21 protein-coding genes are annotated in these 24,085 nt (G+C 56.3%); 13 read left to right on the top strand and 8 right to left on the bottom strand.

Translation table 11 applies throughout. The features are described 5' to 3' along the window. The first annotated feature begins 329 nt into the window (after nt 1-329). Genes H8693_RS04700 through H8693_RS04690 form a run of 3 tightly spaced genes read left to right on the top strand, consistent with a single transcriptional unit; the run spans nt 330 to nt 2,028 of the window. Nucleotides 330-557 (top strand): AbrB/MazE/SpoVT family DNA-binding domain-containing protein, encoded by a 228-nt coding sequence (locus tag H8693_RS04700; RefSeq protein WP_249279994.1) that lies wholly within the window; start codon nt 330-332, stop codon nt 555-557. After that, nucleotides 554-1,282 (top strand): ABC transporter ATP-binding protein, encoded by a 729-nt coding sequence (locus tag H8693_RS04695; protein WP_249279993.1) that lies wholly within the window; start codon nt 554-556, stop codon nt 1,280-1,282. Before H8693_RS04700 ends, H8693_RS04695 begins: the two co-directional genes overlap by 4 nt. Beyond that, complete coding sequence (locus tag H8693_RS04690; RefSeq protein WP_249279992.1) at nt 1,282-2,028, top strand: ABC transporter permease; 747 nt, start codon at nt 1,282-1,284, stop codon at nt 2,026-2,028. Before H8693_RS04695 ends, H8693_RS04690 begins: the two co-directional genes overlap by 1 nt. A 260-nt stretch (nt 2,029-2,288) precedes the next feature. Here the strand turns inward: H8693_RS04690 and H8693_RS04685 are convergent, their stop codons facing one another. The 3 genes from H8693_RS04685 to H8693_RS04675 are packed head-to-tail and all read right to left on the bottom strand — an operon-like array spanning nt 2,289 to nt 6,327. After that, entirely contained in the window at nt 2,289-4,148 is a 1,860-nt protein-coding gene (locus tag H8693_RS04685) for an ABC transporter ATP-binding protein (protein WP_249279991.1), read from the bottom strand. Beyond that, nucleotides 4,148-5,875 (bottom strand): ABC transporter ATP-binding protein, encoded by a 1,728-nt coding sequence (locus H8693_RS04680; RefSeq protein ID WP_249279990.1) that lies wholly within the window; start codon nt 5,873-5,875, stop codon nt 4,148-4,150. The genes H8693_RS04685 and H8693_RS04680 overlap by 1 nt, the downstream gene beginning before the upstream one ends. Before the next feature lie 23 nt (nt 5,876-5,898). Then, nucleotides 5,899-6,327, bottom strand: a complete 429-nt coding sequence (locus H8693_RS04675; RefSeq protein WP_249279989.1) for a MarR family winged helix-turn-helix transcriptional regulator — start codon at nt 6,325-6,327, stop codon at nt 5,899-5,901. Nucleotides 6,328-6,580: 253 nt separating this feature from the next. On the opposite strand from H8693_RS04675, the gene H8693_RS04670 reads away from it, so the two are divergent. After that, nucleotides 6,581-7,948 (top strand): MATE family efflux transporter, encoded by a 1,368-nt coding sequence (locus H8693_RS04670; RefSeq protein WP_249279988.1) that lies wholly within the window; start codon nt 6,581-6,583, stop codon nt 7,946-7,948. Beyond that, entirely contained in the window at nt 7,941-8,162 is a 222-nt protein-coding gene (locus tag H8693_RS04665; RefSeq protein ID WP_249279987.1) for a hypothetical protein, read from the top strand. Before H8693_RS04670 ends, H8693_RS04665 begins: the two co-directional genes overlap by 8 nt. Nucleotides 8,163-8,349: 187 nt before the next feature. Here the strand turns inward: H8693_RS04665 and H8693_RS04660 are convergent, their stop codons facing one another. The 4 genes from H8693_RS04660 to H8693_RS04645 all read right to left on the bottom strand — a co-directional run bounded on the left by H8693_RS04660 (nt 8,350) and on the right by H8693_RS04645 (nt 15,186). Then, nucleotides 8,350-9,039 carry an anaerobic ribonucleoside-triphosphate reductase activating protein gene (locus tag H8693_RS04660; protein WP_249279986.1) on the bottom strand — a complete coding sequence of 230 codons (690 nt, stop codon included), beginning with the start codon at nt 9,037-9,039 and terminating at the stop codon, nt 8,350-8,352. Continuing rightward, on the bottom strand, nt 9,036-11,141 hold the full coding sequence (locus H8693_RS04655) for a ribonucleoside triphosphate reductase (RefSeq protein ID WP_249279985.1): 2,106 nt from the start codon (nt 11,139-11,141) through the stop codon (nt 9,036-9,038). The genes H8693_RS04660 and H8693_RS04655 overlap by 4 nt, the downstream gene beginning before the upstream one ends. Nucleotides 11,142-11,368: 227 nt before the next feature. Beyond that, nucleotides 11,369-13,261 carry a proline-rich domain-containing protein gene (locus H8693_RS04650; protein ID WP_249279984.1) on the bottom strand — a complete coding sequence of 631 codons (1,893 nt, stop codon included), beginning with the start codon at nt 13,259-13,261 and terminating at the stop codon, nt 11,369-11,371. A gap of 170 nt (nt 13,262-13,431) precedes the next feature. Further along, nucleotides 13,432-15,186, bottom strand: coding sequence for a PrpR N-terminal domain-containing protein (locus tag H8693_RS04645; protein WP_249279983.1), 1,755 nt, complete (start codon nt 15,184-15,186; stop codon nt 13,432-13,434). Nucleotides 15,187-15,384: 198 nt separating this feature from the next. On the opposite strand from H8693_RS04645, the gene pdxA reads away from it, so the two are divergent. From pdxA to H8693_RS04605, 8 genes are read left to right on the top strand one after another with little or no spacing between them, the layout of a single operon-like run. Further along, nucleotides 15,385-16,434, top strand: coding sequence for a 4-hydroxythreonine-4-phosphate dehydrogenase PdxA (pdxA, locus tag H8693_RS04640; protein ID WP_249279982.1), 1,050 nt, complete (start codon nt 15,385-15,387; stop codon nt 16,432-16,434). Further along, complete coding sequence (locus H8693_RS04635; protein WP_249279981.1) at nt 16,428-17,654, top strand: four-carbon acid sugar kinase family protein; 1,227 nt, start codon at nt 16,428-16,430, stop codon at nt 17,652-17,654. Before pdxA ends, H8693_RS04635 begins: the two co-directional genes overlap by 7 nt. Further along, nucleotides 17,651-18,694 (top strand): zinc-binding dehydrogenase, encoded by a 1,044-nt coding sequence (locus H8693_RS04630; protein ID WP_249279980.1) that lies wholly within the window; start codon nt 17,651-17,653, stop codon nt 18,692-18,694. Before H8693_RS04635 ends, H8693_RS04630 begins: the two co-directional genes overlap by 4 nt. A gap of 10 nt (nt 18,695-18,704) precedes the next feature. Beyond that, nucleotides 18,705-19,058 (top strand): cupin domain-containing protein, encoded by a 354-nt coding sequence (locus H8693_RS04625; protein ID WP_249279979.1) that lies wholly within the window; start codon nt 18,705-18,707, stop codon nt 19,056-19,058. A 9-nt stretch (nt 19,059-19,067) separates the two neighbouring features. Continuing rightward, nucleotides 19,068-19,823 (top strand): HpcH/HpaI aldolase family protein, encoded by a 756-nt coding sequence (locus H8693_RS04620; RefSeq protein WP_249279978.1) that lies wholly within the window; start codon nt 19,068-19,070, stop codon nt 19,821-19,823. 35 nt (nt 19,824-19,858) lie between these two features. After that, nucleotides 19,859-20,851: an aldo/keto reductase gene (locus H8693_RS04615; protein WP_249279977.1), complete on the top strand. Its 993-nt coding sequence runs from the start codon at nt 19,859-19,861 to the stop codon at nt 20,849-20,851. A gap of 14 nt (nt 20,852-20,865) precedes the next feature. Then, nucleotides 20,866-21,855 carry an NAD(P)-dependent oxidoreductase gene (locus H8693_RS04610; RefSeq protein ID WP_178622180.1) on the top strand — a complete coding sequence of 330 codons (990 nt, stop codon included), beginning with the start codon at nt 20,866-20,868 and terminating at the stop codon, nt 21,853-21,855. A 7-nt stretch (nt 21,856-21,862) separates the two neighbouring features. Continuing rightward, nucleotides 21,863-23,065 carry an amidohydrolase family protein gene (locus tag H8693_RS04605; protein WP_249279976.1) on the top strand — a complete coding sequence of 401 codons (1,203 nt, stop codon included), beginning with the start codon at nt 21,863-21,865 and terminating at the stop codon, nt 23,063-23,065. A 160-nt stretch (nt 23,066-23,225) separates the two neighbouring features. On the opposite strand, the gene H8693_RS04600 is transcribed toward H8693_RS04605, so the two are convergent. Then, nucleotides 23,226-23,969: a DUF5714 domain-containing protein gene (locus H8693_RS04600; protein WP_249279975.1), complete on the bottom strand. Its 744-nt coding sequence runs from the start codon at nt 23,967-23,969 to the stop codon at nt 23,226-23,228. Between the last annotated feature and the right edge of the window lie 116 nt (nt 23,970-24,085).

Raw genomic sequence — 24,085 nt, 5'->3', positions numbered from 1 at the left:
ACGGGAGCCGGGCGGGAAGCAGTGCGCAGGAACAAACGCTCTGCCGGTGTATGCAAGAAGGAACAGAGAGGGTATCCATAAAAAAGCAAAGTCGCCCGGATAGCAGGGGAAAAGCAATCCGGGATTGCAGGAAGAGAAGAGTATTTATAGCAGAGAAAAAGGGACGGAAACCCCGCCTGCAAAGGAGGATCGTAAATAGATAGGGAAAGGAATTACAGCTTTTTTGAGGAAACCGTTGCATAAAATGACGGCGAAGGTTGTTGACAAACGCAGGAACAAATGTATAATAAATTATATAAATCATACTTTTCATACTTTGGAGGAAAGCTATGGAGACAAATCCCGTTGGAAAATATGCGTGGACGGCAAAGGTGGGGGAAAAGGGACAGATTGTGATCCCCAAGGAGGCCCGGGAGGTGTTTGCAATCAAACCGGGGGATACCGTGCTCCTGCTGGGGGACACCGAAAGAGGCATCGCCATCGTGAAAAACGACGCGTTTATGAAATTTGCCGAAGCTATTTTGCAGGCACAGAAGCCGGAGGAAAAGAGAAAATGAATGCAATCGAGACCCGGGGGCTGACCCGGCGTTTTGGGGCGCGGACAGCGGTGGATCATTTGGATCTATCCATTGGGAAAGGCGAGTTTTTCGCCCTTCTCGGGGGAAATGGCGCGGGGAAATCCACAACAGTGCGCATGCTTTGCGGCCTTTTGCCCCCTTCGGAGGGCGACGCCTTTTTGCTGGGGGAAAGCATCGCGCAGAACAGCGGGAAGGTGAAAGCCAAGCTCAACAGCTCTCCCCAGGAGACGGCGGTGGCGCCCAAGCTGTCCGTGAGAGAAAATTTGGAGATGATGGCGCGGATCTATGGGGCCTCCCGGGAAGAGGCAAAGGAGAAGGCCCGGAACATGATGGCGGATTTTGGCCTGACAGAACGGGAAAAAGACCGGGCGGGAAAGCTCTCCGGCGGATTGCAGCGGCGGCTGAGCATCGCCATGGCGCTCATTTCCAAGCCCGAGATCCTCTTTCTCGATGAGCCCGGCCTGGGTGTGGATGTGCGCGCCCGGCGGGAGCTTTGGCGCATTCTGGAAAATCTCAAGGGGAAAATGGCCATTCTGCTGACGACGCACTATATGGATGAGGCCGAGGCGCTGGCCGACCGCGTCGGCATCCTGCACGAGGGGCGGCTCCGGGCCCTGGGAACGGCAGAGGAGCTCAAGCGGGAAACCGGGACGGCGACGCTGGAGGACGCATTTCTGGCACTGACAGACGGGGAGGTAGAGTAATGCGCACGAGAGTATTTGCCTGGCGCAATCTGCGGGAGATTCTGCGGGATCCCCTGAGCCTGGGCTTCAGCCTGGGATTTCCGGTGGTTTTGCTGCTCATGATGTCTCTGATGCGGCAAAGCATCCCGGACATGCCGGCAGACGTATTTGGGCTGGAAAGTTTTACGCCGGGGATGGCGGTTTTTGGTCTCTCCTTTCTGGGGATGTTTTTGGGAATGCTGATGACCGGCGACCGCAAGACGGCCTTTTTGCAGCGGCTGTTTATTTCCCCCATGCGGGGCGGGGAATTCATCCTGGGCTATGCGCTGCCGTTTCTGCCTCTGGCAGTTTTGGAAAGCGCGGTGACATTCCTGCTGGCAGGAATCCTGGGATTGCCCCTGGGCATGGGAATCCTTTGGGCCATACTGGTGATGCTTCCCGTTTCCCTTCTGTTCATCGCCCTGGGGCTGCTCATGGGGAGCTGCCTGGGCAACAGCCAGCAGGTCGGCGGGATCGGTTCTATCCTGATCAACGTGGCGGCGCTGCTCAGCGGGACATGGTTCAGCCTGGAGCTCATCGGCGGAACTTTTCAATCCGTCTGCAACCTGCTGCCCTTTGCCCATGCTGTGGATGCAGTAAAGGCGGCCCTCGCGGGGGATTTAGCGGCGGTTCTTCCGCATCTGCTCTGGGTATTGGGATATGCCCTTGTGTTGACGGCCCTTGCCGTTTGGATCTTCCATCGGAGGATGACCGGAAAAAAGGGATAAAGAGAATAAGAAAAGCACCTCCGTTTGCGAAGGTGCTTTTTGTATGGGAACAATGAATATTTGCCTGCTGGAATCTATTCTGCGGTCCCGGACAGATGAAAGAACTATGGCGGTTTTCCATATTTTCCGGAGGCAGCCGCACTTTTCAGGCTTTCATCCGCCATTCAGAGATATTTGCGCAATAACGAGAATACTTTCAGGCAGAATCGGCTGCGGCAGTACAGGGAAAACAGCGCCCGCCGGGAATTCGTCAAAAGAGGCTAATCGAGCTCGGTCTGCCCGGTATAAAGCTGGTAATACCGGCCTTTTTGAGCGATGAGCTCGTCGTGGCTCCCCCGCTCAATGATGTTGCCGTGCTCCAGCACCATAATGGCCTTGGCGTTGCGGACCGTAGAGAGGCGATGGGCGATGACAAACACTGTGCGGTCCTGCATCAGCCGATCCATCCCCAGCTCGATGAGCTTTTCCGTCCGGGTGTCCACCGAGCTGGTGGCTTCATCCAGCACCAGCACAGGAGGCGCGGAAATGGCAGCCCGGGCGATGTTCAGCAGCTGGCGCTGGCCTTGGCTCAAGTTCCCTCCGTCCGCTGTCAGAACGGTGTCATAGCCATCGGGGAGACGGCGGATGAAGGAATCCGCGTTGGCCAGTTTGGCGGCGTCGATTACTTCATCCATGGTGGCATCCAGGCGGCCATAGCGGATGTTGTCGGCAATCGTCCCCGTGAACAGGTGGGTATCCTGCAAGACGAAGGAGAGGGAATGGCGCAGATCCTCCTTGCGGATATCGCGGATATCGATGCCGTCATAGGTGATGGTACCGGAATCGATCTCATAGAAGCGGTTAATCAGGTTGGTGATGGTGGTCTTTCCGGCGCCTGTGGAACCCACAAAGGCGATCTTCTGCCCGGGCTTGGCATAGAGGTTGATTTTATCCAGGATGGGATGGCCGGGAACATAGCTGAATACGACGTCATGGAACCGGACGTCCCCCTTCAGGGGAATGAGCTGGAACCCTCCCTCGGGAAGCGGCTGCTTCCAGGCCCATTGCCCGGTGCGCTGGGCGCATTCTTCCCATGCACCGCTTTCCGTTTGACGGACGCGCACAAGGGTCACATGCCCGTTATCGACTTCGGGTTGCTCCTCCATAACCTGGAAGATGTGTTCCGCGCCGGCCAGACCGGCCATGATGCTGTTCATCTGCTGGGAAAACTGGTTCACGGGCATGGCCGCCTGGCGGACATATACCAGATAGGAAGCCAGTGTTCCCAAATCGACGAGCCCGCCGATGGCAAAGAAGGCGCCGATGCAGGCGGATAGGGCATAGTTGAAATACGTCAGGCTGACCACGACGGGAATGAGCAGGCCGGAATAGGTGAGGGCCTGGGTTCCGGCAACCCGGAGTTTTTCGTTGCGCCGGATGAACTCTTCCTGGTTTTTCTTTTCGTGATTGAATATTTTCACTACCTTCAGGCCCTCGGCCATTTCCTCAATGAACCCGTTGACCTCCGCCATGTGCTGTTGCTGCTGGGAAAAATAGGCGTGGCTCTTTTTGGTGCTGAACCGCAGAAACAGAAACATTCCCGCGAAACAGGCCAGCACGATGAGGGAGAGGGCCGGGCTCAGGATGATGAGCACGGTGAAGGTGCCCAAGATGACAATGGAATTTTGAATGACAGCCGTAAAGCCGTTGTTAAGCGCCTCGGCCAGCATATCGATGTCATTGGTGAAGCGGCTCATCACTTCGCCGTGGGTCCGGGCGTCAAAGAAGGAAAGGGGAAGGGACTGTACCTTGCTGAAAAGGTCGCTGCGGATCTCCCGGATGATCTGCTGGGCTACCTTCACCATGATCTGGGTGTAGCCATAGGTAGCCGCCGCGCCCAGAAGATACATGCCGCCCATAAACAGCAGGATGCGGATGAGCCCGGGGATGTCGCCGGGAAGGATATAGTCGTTGACCACGGGTTTTAAGAGATATGTTCCAAGAACGCTGGCCAGGGCACTCACGGCGATGAGCAGGACGATCAGCAGCAGAAGGGGCAGATGCTTTTTAAAATAGAAAGCCAGCCGCCCAAGGGTATATTTGAGATTTTTTGGTTTTTTGCCCGGCATATTCTTTGCCATCAGAGTTCCGCTCCTTTCTTCTGCGAGAGGACCATATCCTGATAAATACCGTTGCTCTCGAAAAGTTCTTCGTGGGTCCCCACGGCGTCCACCCGGCCGTTCTCCATGACGACAATTTCATCGGCATGCTCGATGGAGGAGACGCGCTGGGCAATGATGATTTTCGTGGCATCCGGGAGGCTTTCCTTCAAGCCCTCAAAAATCCGGGCCGCCGTCGCCGTGTCGACAGCACTGGTGGAATCGTCAAAGATGAGTACTTTTGGGCGTTTCAGCAGCGCACGGGCAATGCAGAGGCGCTGCTTCTGTCCGCCGGAGACGTTGACGCCGCCCTGGCCCAAATCCGTATCCAGGCCCCGGGGCAGGCGATTGATAAATTCGTCCGCGCAGGATATATGGCAGGCCCATGCCAGCTCCTCTTCGCTGGCATGCTCGTTGCCCCAGAGAAGGTTTTCCCGGACAGTTCCGGAAAACAGCGTGTTGTTTTGCAAAACCATGCCCACGGCGTCCCGCAGATGCGCCACCGGATATTCATTCACCGGATGCCCGTCAATGGTGAGGCTCCCCTCTGAGATATCATAGAGCCGGGGAATGAGCTGCACCAGCGAGCTTTTGGCCGCGCCGGTTCCACCCACAATCCCGATGACCTTTCCCGCGGGGAAGTGCAGCGAGATATCGGAAAGGACATACTCCTTTGCCGAAGGGGCATACTTGAAATAAACATGGGAAAAGACGATATCTCCCTTCTGCACCTCCAGCGTGCTGCCGGGAATATCGCAGATGTCCGGCGATTCGTCCATCACCTCCAAAATCCGCCCAGCGGAGGTCATGGAGCGGGTGAGCAGCATGAACACATTGGAGATCATCATGAGAGAATTGAGGATCTGCAGAACGTAGCTCAAAAAGCCGGTCAGCTTGCCCACCTGCATGCCGCCGATCATCACCATGTTGCCGCCGAACCAGAGAAGGGCGATAATCGTGGCATACATGACGAGCTGGAAACAGGGCATGTTGAGAACAGCCAGATGGAAGGCATGGCCGGAGGTCTTTTGGAATTCCTGATTGACCTTGGCAAACTTCTCTTTTTCATAGCCCTCCCGGACATAGGACTTGACCACGCGGATGGCGGTCAGGTTTTCCTGCACGACAGAATTGACGTGATCCAGCGCCCGCTGCATTTTGCCATAAGAGGGGCGCAGCCTGCGCAGGATGAGGAACAGGCAGATCCCCAGGGCGGGCAGGGCCACGAGAAACACAATGGCCAGAGAGGGATTCAAAATGACCGCCATGATAAGAGCGGTAACCATCATCACCGGGCCGCGGATCATGGGGCGGATGCCGTTGCCCAGGGCATTCTGCAAAACCGTGATATCGCTGGTCAGGCGTGTGACCAGGGAAGATGTGCTGAAATGATCCATGTTGGAAAAGGAAAAGCTCTGGAGCTTCTCAAATTCCGCTTTGCGCAGTTCAGCCCCGAAGCCCTGCCCGGCGAGGGCATTGCAGCGGGCATGGATAGCCCCCATAGCGAGGGCGATGAGAGCGCAGGCGATCATCTCCACACCTTTTACGATGATATAATGGCTGTCCCGCGTGGCCACGCCCACATCGATGATATCCGCCATCAAAAGCGGGATGATAAGCTCAAACATGCATTCCAGAACGACGCAGAGACAGCTGATGATGAGATATTTCTTATATTTTGAAAAATATGGCCAGAACCGTTTCAACATGGGATTTCCTCCTTTTGGTTCCTCTAATCGATGGTGTTGCCCGTCAGGTTATGATACATCCGGCAGAGATAGGAGGAAAAGGCCTCCTGCTCCTGCGGGGAAAAGCCGGCGAGAGCATCTTTTTCCACGGCATGGCAGAGCGTCTGCCATTGGGCATGGGCCTCGCGGCCCCGGGGCGTGATAGAGATGCTGATGGCCCGGCGGTGGCCCGGCGACGCCTGACGGTAGATCAGGCCCTTTTCCTCCATGTTGGAGAGAATATGGGAGATCGTGGCCGGGCGGATATCAAAAGCCTCCGCCAGCTCTTTTTGCAGACAGGATTCATGGCGCATCAGATAGGAGAGAACTTTGGGCTGGCCGGTGGAAAGCCCAAGGGTTCCCATTCCCGGGCGAATCCGGTTTTTCTGCGCATGAAAGGTTTTATATACCAACAGGTAAAACGGTGTTTTCAAAAGGAACCCCCTTTCGGTCTTAAAATTAGCATGCTAATATTAAGATAAAATATGAAAAAAGTCAAGGGAATGTGCGAAAAAAACAGCTTTTTTTGCAGGCTTGACACACCATCCGGGGCATAGTATAATAAGAAAAAATTGCTGCCACCGGGTAGTCGTGCGTAAGAGCACTTGCTCGCATCGTTAGGTCTTAGAAGATGCGCGCAGGCGCTCATTTTTTTTGCGAAAAGGAGGATTTCCGGCAGGCGGCAGAATGGGGGAGAATATGTTTTTGGAGAAAGACGGCATCTTGAAACGATTTGCCAAATATGCCTCGCTGAATGTGCTGGGAATGCTGGGGTTATCCTGTTATATCCTGGCAGACACGTTTTTTGTCTCCATGGGGCTTGGGGCAAATGGGCTGGCGGCGCTGAATCTCGCCATTCCCGTCTATAGCTTTCTGCACGGCAGCGGGCTTATGCTGGGGATGGGCGGCGGAACGCAGTTTGCGATCCAAAAAAGCCAGAATAAAAGAGAAGCGGCCAACCGCATCTTTACGCACACGATCCGCCTGGCGGCAATTTTTGCTGCGGTTTTTGTCCTGCTGGGATTATTTTTAACCGAAACGCTTGTTCATCTGCTGGGTGCGGATGAAGCGGTTTTTGCCATGACAAAGACGTATATGCAGGTGATTTTGCTGTTTGCTCCCGCCTTCCTGCTGAATAATGTACTTTTGTGCTTTGTCCGCAACGATGGGGCGCCGCAGCTGGCCATGGCGGCAATGATCGGGGGAAGCCTTTCCAATGTGATTTTGGATTATGTATTCATTTTTCCCCTGGGCATGGGGATATTCGGCGCAGTTTTGGCGACTGGCCTTGCTCCGATTTTCAGCATGCTCATCCTCTCTCCCCATTTTTTAAAGAAGAAAAATACCTTTCACCTGGTCAAATGCCGGATGGAAGGGAGGGAAAGCCTCGGGATTATTTCCAGCGGGATTCCCTCGCTGATTACCGAGGTTTCCTCGGGGATTGTGATGATCGTGTTCAACTCGATTCTTCTGCGGCTGCAGGGAAATATCGGAGTAGCGGCATACGGCGTGATCGCCAATCTGTCCCTGGTAGTTCTCGCCCTGTTTACCGGCATCGCCCAGGGGATCCAGCCCATTCTCAGCAGCAGCTTTGGAGCGGGAAGGGAACGGGAGATGCAGTCGATTCTGCGCTATGCCCTGCTGTCCATGCTGGTTTTATCCGGGCTGCTCTATATGGGGGTGTTCTTTGGCGCTTCCCAGATTGCCGCCATATTCAACAGTGCGGGTGACAAGATGCTGCAGCACCTGGCGGTGGAAGGCCTGCGGATTTACTTTCTCGCCTGCCCCTTCGCGGGATATAATATTATTTTATCCGTCTATTTTACCTCCACGGGAATTCCGCGCCCCGCCCATATCATTTCCATTCTGCGTGGCTTTGCCGTGATTCTCCCCATGGCCCTGCTTCTCTCCTCTCTGGCGGGCATCGCCGGGGTGTGGAGCGCCTTCCCTGTCACCGAGCTTCTGGTGGCGGGGATGGGAGTCGTGTTCTATGGAGTGTATAGGAAAAAGAAGGGGAAAGGCGGCGGGACCGAACAGAAGCAGGGGAATGAATGAAGAAAGGCCCGGCTTGATTTTCAAGTGTTGGGAGGGGTTGCTGATCCCCTATCGGCTGCTGAAGAAAGGTATGAAAAACGATGGAAGAGATACGCGGGCGATGGCAGTTTTTTTCGTATTCGGCAGCGCCCGGGAAAAGTTCCAGCAAAATATGAGCGGAGATGCGGGAACGGGAAAAGAACGGACTGTTGTTGGGTCGCATCATTCTATGTAAAATCCCAGGCAAACGGAAAAGAGATAAAAAAGCATAGGAGGAATGCGCCGTACGGTATGATATATGACGCCGGAGGAGATCCTGCATTTGACCTGTTTTTTTATTCCCGATGGGAAGAAAACGGAGAATTCTCTCGGGGAAACGAAAAAAGGAACCAGTCATCTGGTTCCTTTTTTGCACGCTTCCTTTACTGCCAGACAAGCCGGGGCTGCCATTGGGTAAGGCGCGGCAGGTTCTCCTGAACGGCAATGGAGGAAAGAGCCTTCAGCCGCAAACGGAGCTTATCCTGGGGCTGAAAGACCTCGGGCATATGATAATAATTCAGCCGCCAGAGGGGCATGGGGGGGAGGGCCTGCAAAAGCTGTTCCAGTTCCTCCATGGTCATGCCGGGATAGAGGGTTGTCCGCACCTCAAATTTGGCTTCCAGGGCGGAGAGCCGGGCGATCGTGTCTTTCACCTTTGCGAACCCATCTGCGCCGCAGACCGAAACATAGTCTCGGGGCAAGGCCTTGACGTCCATAGCCACATAATCGAGAAGGCCCTCCCGCCAGAGGGATTCCGTCAGCTCGGGCCGCTGGCCGTTGGTGTCCAGCTTAATGCGATAGGACATGGCGCGGAGCTTTTGAAGAAACCTGGCCAGATCCGGCTGGAGAGTCGGCTCGCCACCGCTCACGACCACGCCGTCCAAAAGGCCCCGGCGCTTTTCCAAAAAGGCGAGAATCTCCGTTTCCGAAAGGAATTCGCCGGCAGAGCCGGCGATGATTTCCCGATTATGGCAATAGAAGCAGTTCATATCGCATCCCCGGACGAAAACCACACAGGACAACACGCCCGGGAAGTCGATGGTGCTGGTTTTTTGAATGCCGCCGAAGATCACGCCTGCCCAGCCTCCAGCTCATTTTCCTTGATCTTATACTTTACGCGCTGGCGGTATTCCTCCCGCTTGCCCTTGTGATAGTTCTGCACAGGCCGCAGATAGCCGACGACGCGGCTCCAAACTTCCGTCTCCTTGCCGCATTCCGGGCAGGTGAACACCTCGCCCGTGATATAGCCATGCTCGGGGCAAACCGAGAAGGTGGGGGTGAGGGAGAGATAGGGCAGTTTATAGTTGGTGAAGGCCTTGCGGATCAGCTGCTTGGCAATCTCCACATCCTTGATCTGTTCGCCCAGATAGAGATGAAGCACTGTGCCGCCGGTGTATTTGCACTGCAACTCATCCTGCAGATCCAGCGTTTCAAAGATATCGTCGGTATAGCCCACAGGGAGCTGGGTGGAGTTGGTATAATACGGCGCTTCCTCCCCGGCCGTGATGATATCGGGATATTTCTTTTTGTCCAGCTGGGCCAGGCTGTAGCTGGTTCCCTCGGCGGGCGTCGCTTCCAGGTTATAGACATGGCCGGTCTCTTCCTGGAACCGGGTGATGGTATCCCGCATGAAATCCAGAATGCCGTTGGCAAACTTCTGGCCCTCGGGAGTGGTGAGATCCTTGCCCAAGAAGTTCAGGCAGGCTTCGTTCATGCCGATCAGGCCGATGGTATTGAAATGGTTGAACCAATAGCTGCCCGTGCGCTGTTTGACATTTTCCAGATAGTGGGCGGAATAGGGATACATGCCCCGGGCCGTCTGTTCCTCAATGGTTTTGCGCTTGATCTCCAGGCTCTCTTTGGCCGTCTCCATCAGATCGGCCAGCCGCAGGCGGAATTCCTCTTCGGTTTTGGAGAGATATCCCAGCCGGGGCAGGTTGATGGTGACAACGCCGATGGAGCCGGTCAGGGGATTGGAGCCAAAGAGGCCGCCGCCCCGCTTGCGCAGCTCGCCTGTGTTCAGCCGCAGGCGGCAGCACATGGAAAGGGCATCCTCCGGCGACAGATCCGAATTGATATAGTTGGAGAAATAGGGAATGCCATATTTGCAGGTGATCTCCATGAATTTGTTGATGACCGGGCTATCCCATTCAAAATCCGCCGTCACATTGATGGTGGGGATGGGGAACGTGAACACGCGGCCCTTTTTGTCGCCCTCCATCATGACCTCGCAGAAGGCCGTGTTGATCATGTCCATTTCCTTCTGGAATTCGCCATAAGTAGCGTCCTGCGGCACGCCGCCGATGATGACGGCCTGGTCCCGGAGGGTCCGGGGCGGCTTGATATCGAAAGTCAGGTTGGAGAAGGGGCACTGGAAGCCGACGCGGGTGGGGACGTTCAGGTTGAAAATGAACTCCTGCATGGCCTGCTTGACGGTTTTATAGTCCAGGTTGTCATAGCGGACAAAAGGCGCGCAATAGGTGTCAAAGCTGCTCCATGCCTGAGCGCCCGCCGTCTCGCCCTGGGTGGTAAACGTGGAATTGACGATCTGCCCTAAAAAGCTGCGCAGATGCTTGGCAGGGCTGGATTCCACCTTGCCGGGCACGCCGCCGAACCCTTCGGTGAGAAGCTGGCGCAGATCCCAGCCGGCGCAGTAAGGACCGAAAAAGCCCAGGTCATGAAGGTGCAGGTCGCCAGACTGATGGGCCTTGCGGATCTTTTCGGGATAGATCTCATGGAGCCAATACTGCTTCGTAAAGGTTTCGCGGATATAGTTGTTCATGCCGTTGATGGATTTCTGGGCATTGGCGTTTTCCTTTACACGCCAGTCGTTGTCCCCCATATAGTTGGAAAACATCTCAATGGTGGCGCCGATGAGGGCGTTGGCCTCCCGGGCGCTGCGGCGCTTTTCGCGATAGAGGATATAGGCCTTGGCGGTTTTGGCATGGCCGTTTTCGATCAAAACCTTTTCCACCAGATCCTGAATGGATTCCACATCCACTGTCCCATCGGGATACTGCTCTGTCGCCAGGGCGATAACCTGACTGGTGAGATCCTCTGCCATAGCCCAATCTTTGCCGCCGACCGCATTGGCGGCCTTGAAGATGGCACGGGTGATTTTTTCAGGCTGGAAGGCGACCACGTCGCCGTTGCGCTTGCGAATGGTAGAAAACATAAGAATATACCTCTTTATCCAAAATATTGTAGTCCGTATAATCAATTATATACTATATATAGATAGTGTCAAGAGAAATATAGGTAAAATCATAAAAAAATATACTATATATAGAAATATGGATAAAAATGGAACACAAAATGTTGCGGTATAGCTATCGGGCTCCGCAAAAAGAGGGCGCCCGCTGCCGGACGCCCTATAAGGGAGGTATTTTTTATACCATGGCACTAAGCGTTCATGGGAGCCAGACTTCCGCCGCCGGGAAGGGACAGGGTTGCTCCGTTCAGCCAAGCGTTGGCGCTGCTGCCGGCATCATAATACACGGTGTATCCGTTGGACTGGATGTTGGAGCAGTCTGCATCGGCATTGGTGAGCGCCGTGAGATAAGAGACCCCCGTTACATTCCAGGTACTCCCGGCATCCAAAGTGAGGGAAATGTTCTTGGCGCTGTTGCCGCCGTTGACAGCGGAGGAAAGCGTGCTGTTTGACAGTGTGAGGGAAACCGTGCTGATGGAATCGGCGGTAATATCGCCTTCTAAGGTCTGATCCTCCGCCGTCATGGTTACATTTCCGCCGTTGGAGCCTGTCGTACCCCATTCGCCGTCATTTCCGGCAGCATTCAGGAGAATGCCGCTGCCGAAGGACAATTTTGTGGATGTCAGATGGATTTCCGCGTCGGTATTTGTGACAAAGAACATGGGTGCAGAGGCATATTTATCCGAGGCGGGATCGATGGAAAGAGTACTGTTGGCGGCGGTGAAGGTTCCCGTGCCTTCCCCCGCATCGCCGGACATGCTCTGATAGATCATGACGCCGGCGTCGTCGATGCCGCCGCCCGCCCGGCCGATGCCATAACCGGTCAGATCACTATCTGTTACCGTGATGGAATTCTTTCCCTCCACAACGGCGATAGAGGAGCCGGTGGCCAGGCCGGTAGAGGAGCTTAGAGTGATGGCGCCGGTGGAATAGATGCAGGGAGAGCCTTCCCCGGCGGTTTGCAGGCTGCTGCCGGAAACTGTTACCGTCCCTTCCCCGCGGTCCGTGGCGAGTGCGGCGGAATGGGAACCCTGGGTCTGAATCGTGACCTGCTCCGCCGTGATGCTGCCGCCATAGGTTGCATCCAATCCGCGGGAGGAATTGGCGCTGGTGGAGATGGTAGAATTGCGGATCTGGATATCCGCGTTTTCCCCTGTGGCAAAGACGGCATTGGCACCTTCCGCATCCGTCGTAATGGTCAGGCCGTCGAGAATGGCGCTGCTGGCCTCTTTGACGAGAACGGCGGCGTTCAGGCCATAAAATTCGCTGTTTTCCGTGTTGGATGTATCTCCGCTCTTGGAAACGGCGGCGTCGGATAAGGCCAGGCTGCCCCCCTGGGAAACCTGGATGGAGCTGACATCGCTTTGGGTGCTGTCGTAAGTGCCGCCCGACTCGGCCTGCGTATCCGTAACCTCATAAACGCCGGTGGTTTGCACGGAGGAGGCCGAACTGCCGCCGCCGGGACCACCTCCTATACCGCCAGATTGGATGGAAAGGACAGTATTGCCGGAAAGCGTCACGGCGATCCAGTCATCGACTGCCAGATCCGAAAGAGAGCCGGCTTGGCCGCTGATAGTATAGCTGGTCTCTTCGTTTACGGTAATGGTCTGGGATTCGCCGGTAAGCTGCGAATCGCTGCCACCGGCGCCGTCCTCCGGCATTTCCGGAGGCTGCCCGCCGGAAGGAGCCTTCGCCTGACTATCGGAGGCTCCGTTTTGCGCATCATCCGCGGGAATCTCCGCCTGCGCAGACGAGGCAGGGGCCTGCGGCTGTTCACCGCCATCCGCCGGAGCCTCGGAAGGCATGTCGGGAGGCGCTGTCTCCCCATCGCCTGCGGGGGCGCCGGAAGGCGGCGAGCCCATGGCGTCTCCGGGTGTACCGCCGCCCTCTGGGCCGCCTTCCACCTGCTGGGCCAGGGCCAGAGTGATGGAATTTCCGTCTATGGCGGTAATTTTTCCAAAAAGAGTGGTTTGCCCCTGTTCGTCCGGCGCGGTATCGGTACTGCTGCAGGCTGTGCAGCTCAGAACAAACAGGAAAGCGAGAAAAAGAGAGAAAAATTTCGTGATTTTTATGTTATGCTTCATGATTCCAAACCTCCTGTCTCTTGGTTTCTGGAATTAGGATACCCGTTGTTTATGTCGGGAACGTGAAAAGGAGGGGGAAGGTTTATGAAATGGATGTGAGAGACGAAAAACAGTTTAAAAAAAGAAAAACCGGCGGGGGAAATGCCGGTTTTGTTAAGGACGATCTGTTTTCATGGCGAGAGCTTCCGCCAAAGGGTGCTCCGGCTGATCCCCAGCCGTTTGGCCGCCCGGCTCTGGTTCATATCCTCCTGGCGGAGCACAAGGGAGAGAATCTCCTTTTCCATCTCTTCCAGCGTTTTGCTGAGATCGATGCCGCCATCCGGACTGAAACGGGGCTGCTCCTGGAGAACGGAACGAACGGCCCCGGCGGAAATATAGCTGCCCTGCGCCGAGAGAACCAGGGAATGGACGGTCCGGCGAAGCTGCCGCAGATTGCCGGGCCAGGGGAAGGCTTCCAGAAGACGGAAGGCTTCGGGTTGAAAGCCGGTGACCTGCCGCCCCAACTCCCGGTTACATTCGTTGAGCAGAAGGCTGCAAATACTGCGGATGTCCTCCCGGCGCTCAGCAAGGGAGGGCAGGCAGAGGTCGAAACCACAGAACATTTCATATAGCTGGGGGGAAAAGGCGCCCTGGGCGAGCAGGCGCGGCAAATCTCCCCAGGAGGAGGACAGGACGCGGTGCCTGCGGCAGAGAAGTGTCTGCCGGGCATATTCTTCCAGCCGCTGCTGTGCGGGGAAGGAGAGGAGATGAAGGCCGCGGAAATAGAGCGTACAGCCGGCGGCATGCAGCGGGCTGTTGATATCGTCGATCAGGCCGGCCAGGCTCTTTTCCGTGAGCGAAGCGCAGTCCACCTGGAGAAAGGAGCTGGATGCTTGGGGGCCATGGGCATGGATATACTGGGCAAAATCGTCCTTTCCCGTGCCCATGGCGCCGGAAAGAAGAAGCGGAGCATGGGACGGAATCTGATCGGCCTGGGCAAGGAGAGGGCGGATTTTGGAACTGCCGGGCAGAAGGCCGGGCGGGGAAAAATCCGGGGGAACCTGGAGAACGCGCAGGGCTGCCGGGGCCTCCTTTTTGGGGAGGGGAGAGAGGCGGATATGCAGGGAATAGAAAGGGACGCCGGACTGAAAATGCCGGGCGGCGCACACGTCATACTGCATGAAATCCCGGCGCCGGATGAGGCGGAGGGAGGGGCCGGAGATCTCGGGAAGCATTTTTTCCGCCAGCGCCATGAGGCTTTTCTGCTGCTGCGGGGGAAGCTCCCGGTTTTGATAGAGACGGGTTCCGTCCTCCCGGAGCAGCAGGACGATATCCGGGTCATTTTCCAAAGCGGATTTATAGAGACTGGCGCTTCCCTGAAGCAGGGTAAAGTTGGAGAAAAGCGAAGCGCAGTCCCCAAGAGCTTTTTCCACACTTTCGGTTCCCGAGGTGATGAGAATGCTGGAAATGCCGAGAGATTTGGCAGTATTGCTGGTGATTACGTCTCCCACCACCAGTGTGCCGCTGGCCGGAAGGGATCTCAGCACGGTTTCCGCCTCGGCCTCGCTTTGGATCTGGTAAATGGGGATGGAATAGGCGAGAATATCGCAGACGGTTTTTGCCACCCGGGTGACGTTTTCAAAGCCGATGATGGCAAAAGGGCCGCCGTATTGCTCGGCCAGCTTGATGACCCGGAGCATGTCATAGACGGAAACTTCCACCTCAACGACGGGCAGGGAAGCCGTTTTTTTAAGAAGGGAGGCCGTACCGCCCCGGGAGATGATGGCGTCATAGGCAGAAAGGCCGGCCGCGGCGATATAATCGCCGGCCTCCTGCAGATTTAACACGCGAACATCCAGGGAAAAGCTCCCGGCATAGGATTCGGCGGCGCGGGAAAACTGCTCTCCCAGGCTTTCATAGGGCGCTAAAGCCAAAACTTTTCGCATAGATTCCTCCCGAACTGTTTTAATATAAAACGATTATAGCACGATACGAAAAGAATTTCCAATAGAATTGAGAATATCAACTTAAAATGTTTTATATTGAAACAAAATGGGCGGTTTTTTTGGTTGAGGATCCGGGACTTGGCCGGTATTCTTAACTTTAAAGAAGAATCCGATGCAAAAACAGGAGAACAAACAATAATGAAGCCAATTCTTGGGATTACAATGGGAGATATCTGCGGCATCGGGCCGGAAATCACGGTCAAGGCGCTGCTTCATAAAGAAACATATGCCATGTGCCGTCCAGTTGTGATCGGATCGGCAAAGGCCGTATGCCGGGCGCTTCAGGCCATTGGACGGGATGCGGATATCCATATGGTTGAGGATATTCAGGAAGCCGTGTTTGCCTGCGGTACCATTGACGTTTGGGATATCCCCGCGGGCGACCCGCTGCCGCCCTATGGGCAGGAAACGGCCCAGGGAGGAAAGGCCGCCTATGAGGCGATCGAGGCGGCCATTCGCCTGGCCATGGCGGGAAAAATCGACGCGGTGATTACCGGGCCGCTCAACAAGGCGGCGCTGCATCTGGCGGGATATCCTTATAGCGGGCATACGGAAATTTTTGCAGAGCAAACCGGAACAAAAAAATACGCCATGATGCTGGCGGATGGGAACCTGCGGGTGGTGCATGTTTCGACCCATGTTTCCCTGCGGGAGGCCTGCGACCGGGTGAAGAAAGACCGGGTGCTGGAAACCATCACATTGGCGCAAAACGCTTGCCGGAACCTGGGAATCGAGAGGCCGCGCATCGCCGTGGCCGGGCTCAACCCGCATTGCGGCGAGGGCGGGCTGTTTGGGCGGGAAGAGATTGAAGAAATCTCCCCGGCCATCGCAGCGGCCCGGGAAAAGGGTTGGGATGTGACCGGCCCGGTGCCGCCGGACACCGTGTTCAGCAAGGCCCGGGGCGGCATGTTCGATATCGTTGTAGCCATGTATCACGACCAGGGGCATATCCCCTTGAAATTGGCGGGATTCTCCTATAATGAAGAGAAAAAGAGCTTTACCAGCGTGAGCGGCGTGAATATTACCCTGGGGCTGCCCATCATTCGGGCGTCTGTGGATCACGGAACCGGATTTGATCTGGCGGGCAGGGGAACGGCTTCGGAAGAAAGCCTGCAAAATGCCATGGAATACGGTGTGCGGCTGGCGAATACCCGAAAACGCGCGGCGCAGGAGGACGGAGCATGCTGAAATTTGTGATTTTGGCCGACGACTGCACCGGCGCATTGGACGCAGCCGTGCCCTTTGTGAAGCAGAGCATTCCCGTGCAGGTATTTCTGACAGGCTTCCCGGAGGCCGAGGCGCTGGGGGAAAAATATGAAGTGGCATCCGTGGCGCTGGAAACCCGCCATCTGCCCCCGGAGGAGGCATATGGGATCGTCCGCCGTGCGGCGGAACAGGCCTGGGCGGCGGGTGCGCAGTATATCTATAAAAAGACGGATTCTGCCCTGCGGGGCAACATCGGCGCGGAGCTTAGGGCCGTGATGGACGGCACGGGGGAGGAGACGCTGGCGTTTATCCCGGCCTTTCCCCAGATGGGCCGGACGACCCGGGAAGGGATACAGTATATCGGGGAAACAAGGCTGGAGGATTCTGCCTATGGCCAGGACCCCTTTGAACCGGCGAGGGAATCCGATGTTTCCCGGATCCTCCGACGGCAGACGGACACGCCGGCCCAAAAGGCAGTCCCCGGCGAACCCTTCCCAGAAGGAAAGGGCATTCTCATCTGGGATGCCCGGACGACAGAGGATATGAAAAAAATTGCCGGGCAGATGAGAGAGACAGTCTGCCGGCTGTTTGCCGGCTGCGGAGGCTTTGCGGAATTTCTGCCGCAGGTTGAACCCTGCCGGAAGAAGGCCCTCCCTCTTCCGCCGCCGGCGAACCGGCTGCTCATCGTGGCGGGAAGCATTCATCCGGCGACCCGGCGGCAGCTGGCGGCGCTGGATCAGACGCGCTATGTATTCTTCACCCTATCCCAGGCCCAGATGCTTCAGGAGGATTTTGCGGATTCCCCGGAATACCGCGAACAGATCCGTTCCATCAAACGGGCGCTGCATCGTCGGGGCCGGGTAGTGCTCCGGTCAGCCGGCGGATTTGCAGGAGAAGAACTGCATAGCCGGCGGGATTTTGTCTGCGGGAGGATCGGAAAGGCCGTGGAGGATACGCTCCGGGGAGAATCCGGATGCGCCTTGGCGGTTTTCGGCGGGGATACCCTGCTGGAGAGCGCCGTCCGCCTGGTGGATGGAGCGGTCTATCCCGTGGGGGAAGTGGTGCCGGGCGTTGTCGCTGCCCGAGCGCGGAATAAAGCGGGCGAGGAAATCTGCATTGTCTCCAAATCCGGCGGGTTTGGGGAAGAAGACGTGGTAGAGAGGATTACAGACTATATATTCGGAGAGGAAAAGGCAATATGAACGGAACGATGAAGGGACTGGTAAAGGAAACGCCCGAAGCGGGAGCCGCCGTCCGCTATGACCTGGAAATCCCCCGGGTAAAGGACGACGAAGTTCTGGTGAAGGTGCGCTATGCGGCCATCTGCGGCACGGATCAGCATATCTATGACTGGACACCCTGGGCCCAGGAGCGGCTGCACCTTCCCATGGTGTTCGGACATGAATTCAGCGGCGATATTGTGGAAGTGGGAAGCGCCGTGCGGCGGTTCTCCATCGGCGACCGGGTGGCGGGGGAAACGCATATTCCCTGCAACAGCTGCGCGGAATGCCTGACGGGAAACGCCCATAACTGCGAGAAGATGAAGATTATCGGCGTGCATGTCCCCGGGGCTTTCTGCGATTATATCAGCGTCCCGCAGGACTGCGTATGGAAGCTGGAAGGGAATATGGACTATAAGACCGGCGCGCTTCTGGAGCCTATGGGAGTGGCGGTGCACGGCGTGTTTTCGGGAGAAATTTCCCGCAGGAATGTGGCGATCCTGGGCTGCGGCCCCATCGGCCTTATGGCCGTGGCGGCAGCGGCGGCGGGCGGCGCAGCTAAGGTGATGGCGGCGGATATCTTTCCCGCCAAGCTGGCGCTGGCGGCAGAAATGGGCGCGGCGCGGACTGTCCATACCCGGGAGGAGGATCTCGTTCAGGCGATTCTTCAGGAGACGGGCGGCCGGGGCGCGGACGTTATTATCGATTATACGGGCAACGCCCGGCTGATCTCCAGCGCCTTTGCCGCACTGAAAAAAGGCGGGCGGTTTACGCTGGTGGGTCTGCCCAATGAAAAGCTGACGCTGGATGCGACCAACGCTATTATCTATAAGGAAGCGGTGGTCAACGGAGTGACCGGGCGGCGGATGTATGCGACATGGATGCAGTGCAGCGAGCTGCTCACAAGCGGCGCGGTGTGCCTGGATAAGCTGATGGGCGGGGAATACGCTCTGGAGGATTTTGCGGCGGCATTTGCGGCGCTCAAAGACGGCGCGCCGGGAAAAATGCTGTTCCGGCTATAGGAGGAGAGAGATGATTCGAAAAGCAGGGGATTTTTCCAGCCAGCGCATGGAGAAATTCAAGGGCGGCGAAGGGTATTTCGCCATTGAAAATATCCTCGAGGGGGATGAGTTCTATGGCAAGGGAAGATTGTTTGCCAAAGGAAAGCTGGAGCCCGGCCATTCGGTGGGCTGGCATGTGCATGAGGGGGATATGGAGGCCTGCTATTTCCTCTCGGGCCATGGCGTAGTCTATGAGGAGGGCGGCCGCTGTCAGGAGGTGCAGGCGGGAGACGCCAACATCGTTCTGGATGGCCACGGCCATAAAATCGTCAACACGGCGGAGGAACCGCTTGTCTATATCGCTTTGGTGCTCTACACCAGATAGGAGGAAACAATGACCGAGACGTTTAAAGACCGCATCAACAGCGGCGAGGCGCTCTATGGAACCATGCTTTCCATGTTCGATACGCCCGAGATGGCGCGGATTCTGAAGGAGGCGGGGTTTGACTGGTTCTTTTTCGATACCGAGCACGGCTATCCCAATACCGACCGGCTCCAGGCCCTGTTCGCCTATGCGAAAATGAGCGGCATCACCGGCCTGATCCGCATTCCGGAGATCAACAAAACGGAGGTGTTCCGTGCGCTGGATATGGGGGCGGCGGGCATCGTCTGCCCCAATGTGGAAACCGAGGAACAGGCGCGGGAGCTGGTGCGGCTGGCCAAATACGCGCCCCTGGGGGAGCGGGGGGTGTCCATGACCCGGCCCCACACGGGATTTCGCAGGCTGGACGCCGCGGCCTATATGGAGGAGGCCAACCGGGAGACGGTGATCGTCTGCCAGATGGAATCGCCCCTGGGCGTGAAAAACCTGGATGCGATCCTATCCATAAAGGGCGTGGACGGCGTTTTGATCGGGCCCAACGATATGACCCAGTCCATGGGCATTTTAAACCAGCTGGATCATCCGGAATATCTGGCGCTGGTGGAGCAGGTGATGGAAACCTGCAGCCGCCACAACAAATTCTCGGGAATCAGCGGGAAAAACCTGCCCGCGCTGCGGGAATATGCAAAAAAGGGCATGCGCCTTCTGCAATGGGGAACGGATATCTCCCTGCTGATGGATGCCATCCGCAGCGGGCTTCAGAAATAAACGAAAAAACTTGAATCAAAGAAAGGAAAAATACCATGGAACAACGAATTTTGCCGGGAACTGGAATCACCGTATCGCGCGCCTGCGTGGGAACCATGATGTTTGGCGCACGCATGGACGAAAAGGACAGCATCGATACCGTCCAATATGCCTATGACGCGGGCATCAACTTTTTTGACACGGCCAACGTCTATGCCCAGGGCCGCAGCGAGGAAATCGTGGGCAAAGCCATCAAGCCCATCCGGGACAAGGTCATTCTTGCCACAAAGGTGGGATATGAGATCTTTCCCAATTCCCATCCCAACGAGAGCGGGCTTTCCCGCCGGCACATAATGAAGGCCGTGGAGGACAGCCTGCGCCGCCTGGACACGGATTATATCGACATCTATTATATGCACCGCCCGATTTTTGACACCCCCATTGAGGAGACGCTGGATACCTTCTCGACGCTGGTGCGCTCCGGAAAGGTGCGCTATATCGGCGTGAGCAACATGGCGGCCTGGCAGGTCTGCGAGAGCATCTGGTGCAGCCGCAAGCTGGGCGGCATCGCCCCGGTGGTTTCCCAAAACCTCTATAACATGCTGACCCGCAACCTGGAACCCGAGCTGAAGCCCTTCCTGGAGGAATATAAGGTCGGCCTGGTGATCTATAATCCCATCGGCGGCGGTTTGCTCTCCGGAAAGCACACCTTCGATAAGGCGCAGAAAAACACCCGGTTCGACGGCAACAAGCAGTATACCGACCGCTATTGGTATAAGGAAAACTTCGATGCCATCGAAAAATTCAAGAAGATTGCCGAAGAGAACGGCATGTCTCTGGTGGAGCTGGCGCTGCGGTGGTGCGCGTCCCAGAACCATGTGGATTCCGTGCTGCTGGGCATGAGCAGCTGCGAGCAGTTCAAGGGCAATCTGGCCATGTTCGAGAAGGGCGCGCTGGCTCCGGAAATCCTGGACGCCTGCAACGACGTTTGGATCTCCCTGGCAGGCAACCCGCTCATGGGCCGCTATAACCGGGCCAAAGAGGACTAAAGGAGAAAAAGCATATGTTTAAGCTGTTATTGCCCTATGAAGTGCCGGCGAGTGTTCTTGATAAATATAAGGATACTTTCGAGTTTGTCGGTGCAGTGGATGGAAAAGAGGAGATCTCCATGGACGAGGCCAAGGAGCTGATCCGGGACTGCGACGCCATTTTCAGCATGCGGGTGTTCCCCATTCCCGAGGAGCTGTTGGCCTGCGGGGAAAAGCTCAGAGTCGTGACCAACCATGGCGTGGGCTATGACCATATCGACGTGGCGGCCTGCTCCCGCCGGGGGATTCTCGCCATCAACACGCCCCAGGCCGTCTGCGAGCCGACGGCGGAGTTCACTATGGCCCTGCTTTTGGGGATCACCAAAGGCATCACCATGTTTGACCGGAACCTGCGCCGGGACCGGGTCTGCAATATCGGGGTATTTTTTGATCGGGATATCCTCCTTTATGGAAAGACCGTGGGAATCGTCGGCTTTGGCCGCATCGGCCAGGCGGTGGCCCGGCGGCTCCAGGGCTTCGGCGTAAAGATCGTGTATTATGACCCCATCCGCCAGCCTGCGGAGCGGGAGGCCGAACTGGGCGTGGAATACCGCTCCTTTGACGAGCTTATCGCCCAGGCGGATGTGATCACCTGCCATCTGCCCCTCACGGAACAGACCCGCCATCTCATCAGCTTCCCCGAATTTGCCAAAATGAAGCCGGAGGCCTATCTCATCAACGCAGCCCGGGGCCCCATTGTGGAAGAAGCGGCGCTGATGGACGCCCTCAAGACCAAAAAGATCCGCGGCGCGGCCACGGATGTGTTTGAATTTGAACCCAATATCTCCGAGGAGATGGCGGGAATCGAGAATCTCATTATCACGCCCCATGTGGGCGCCAGCGTGCTGGAAGCCAAGCTGAACATGGTGGATGAAGCCCTCACGGGAGCCTATGAGGCCCTCTCGGGAACGCGGCCGCATAACCTCATCAACGGCGAGATATGGGATTCCCGGAAAGGCAAGTAAAGAAGCTATGTGGATCATAAAAAATGCAAACGTTTTTGACGGCGTCGACGGGCAGCTGATGAAAAATGCAGCCATTGTGATGGAAGGAGAAAAGATTCTGGATATTCTCCCCGAATGCAAGGCTATGTTTGAAGACTGCGAAGTGCTGGACGCCCAGGGGCAATATGTGACGCCGGGCTTTATCGACTGCCATCTGCATATGCTGAGCGACGAGATCCCGGATAAGGAGCGGCAGCTCAACGACCATTCGGCGGGCGGCGTGATCTTCGATAATATCGATGCTTTCATTGCCTATCGCGGGGCGGATAAGGCGCGGCAGGTGCTCCATGCCGGGTTTACCACGGCGGTGGACGGCGGCGGCACGGACTTTATCGATGTGGCCCTGAAGGATGCCATCAAGATGGGATATATTGAAGGGCCGGATTACTATATCTGCGGCAAGCAGATTACGGCATGGCCCTCGCATTTTCGCGGCATGAGCGTGGAAGCCCATGGTCCTTGGGGCATGCGGCAGGCCGTGCGCCAGATGGTGTTCTGGGGTGTAGATCAGGTGAAAATCGAGATGTGCGCCCCCCTGCGCACTCTGGGCCGCAGCATGGGCAAAAGCGCCTTTACCCTGGAGGAAGTGCGGGCGGCGGTGGACGAGGCCCATTCGGCGCATCTGCTGGTGAGCGTGCATGCCAGAAGCCCCCAGTCTATCAAGGATTCCCTTTTGGGCGGGGTGGATCTCATCACCCACGGAACGGGAATGGACGACGAGTGCATCGATCTGATGCTGAAGACCGAGGCTTATCTCCTGCCCACGCTGGCCTCGCCGCCCCGAGAGCCCAGCCAGCTGTTGAAGGATAACAAGAGCCGGCGGGTTGTGGAACTGCTGGCAGAGCAGGGAAAGGTGCATTGGGAGGGCATCCGCCGGGCCTATCAGGCGGGCGTGAAAATGGTGCTTTCCACGGACGCCGGCGGCGTGGGCGTGCTTCACGGGGAGATTCCCCAGGAGTTCCTGCGCATGAAGGAAATCGGCATGAGCAATCTGGAATGCCTGCGGGCAGGGACCTCCGAGGCGGCCCGGGCTATGCGGCTGGAGGGCATTGGCCGGATCGCCAAGGGATACCGGGCCGACCTGTGTATCCTGGAGGAAAACCCTCTGGAAAAACTGGAAACCGTGCTGGATGTGAAGCATGTGGTCAAGGCGGGAAAACTGGTAAAATAAGAAGAAATATAAAAAGACAGGCGGCTGCGCCTGTCTTTTTATATGGGAATATGGATGAAAACCGCTGAAAAACGGCCGGGCGGAGTCGGCTCCCGATTTTTCATACAAGGGCAATGTTTGAACCGAGCGGCAGGAGATATTGCCATTCATATAGCGGATATTATTTTTGCTTGGGCTGCATGCAGGGAACAAGCGGCCGATCACTATCTATATAATACGGACATCCTTTTTTCAGGCACTGTCTGTTTTCCGATGAAAAACAGCATTGAATTCTTTTGGGCATTTCCATGTGAACCCCAAGATTCTTTTCGACGAATTCTGCTGCCGCCTGAATCGCAAGAAAAGAGTTCCTTTTGCAGCATCTGGGGCCGCCAACCTTGCCAATCTGCTCCAAAGCCTGCGCGGTCATCCGATTTGCCAAGCCCCATGATTTCCCGGAAAGAGGCGTAGCGCCGGTGACAATACTCAAAAACATTCCAGTGCTTACTGCGGCTCCGCAGCAGCCCCAAAAGCCGCAGGAGCCTCCCGGATATTTACTCCCCCGCACTTTCATTTCCTGAAGGGCCGTCCTCCTGTCTATTTTGCCGCCGGCATTATGGTATGCGGCAATTAAAGCGGCCCCCACCATGATATGATGCTCATTGCCGTGCATATGGATAAAGGGATGCTCCATCATTTCCTGCACCATTTTTATGAGGTCTTTTCCACTGCTTGTTTGGCAGTACTCCAAAATTATTTCCGCACCGCGCTCTGCATGGCAGACGTCGCAGATATAGTGGCTCTCTTCACAGCTGACATTGCTGCGAAAGGCTTTTCCGCAGCGGACGCAGGTCATCTCCCTTTCGGTTTCATAATACTGCAGGGGCTTCCCGCATATAAGACACCCGCTTTTTCTATCAGACATTATAGACTCCCTCCCCGAAACCACCGGATATGGCTTTTCTTAATTTTATCATATTTATTTATGGAAGAGGAGAATCTTCCTTGGATTTCCAGCGGAAATACATGGCTTTTTAGGGC

Origin of the sequence: Guopingia tenuis (genome assembly GCF_014384805.1) — a bacterium.
Classification (GTDB): domain Bacteria; phylum Bacillota; class Clostridia; order Christensenellales; family Christensenellaceae; genus Guopingia; species Guopingia tenuis.
The sequence above is the reverse complement of the archived record's forward strand: the minus strand, read 5'-3'. Positions and strand labels throughout refer to the sequence as shown.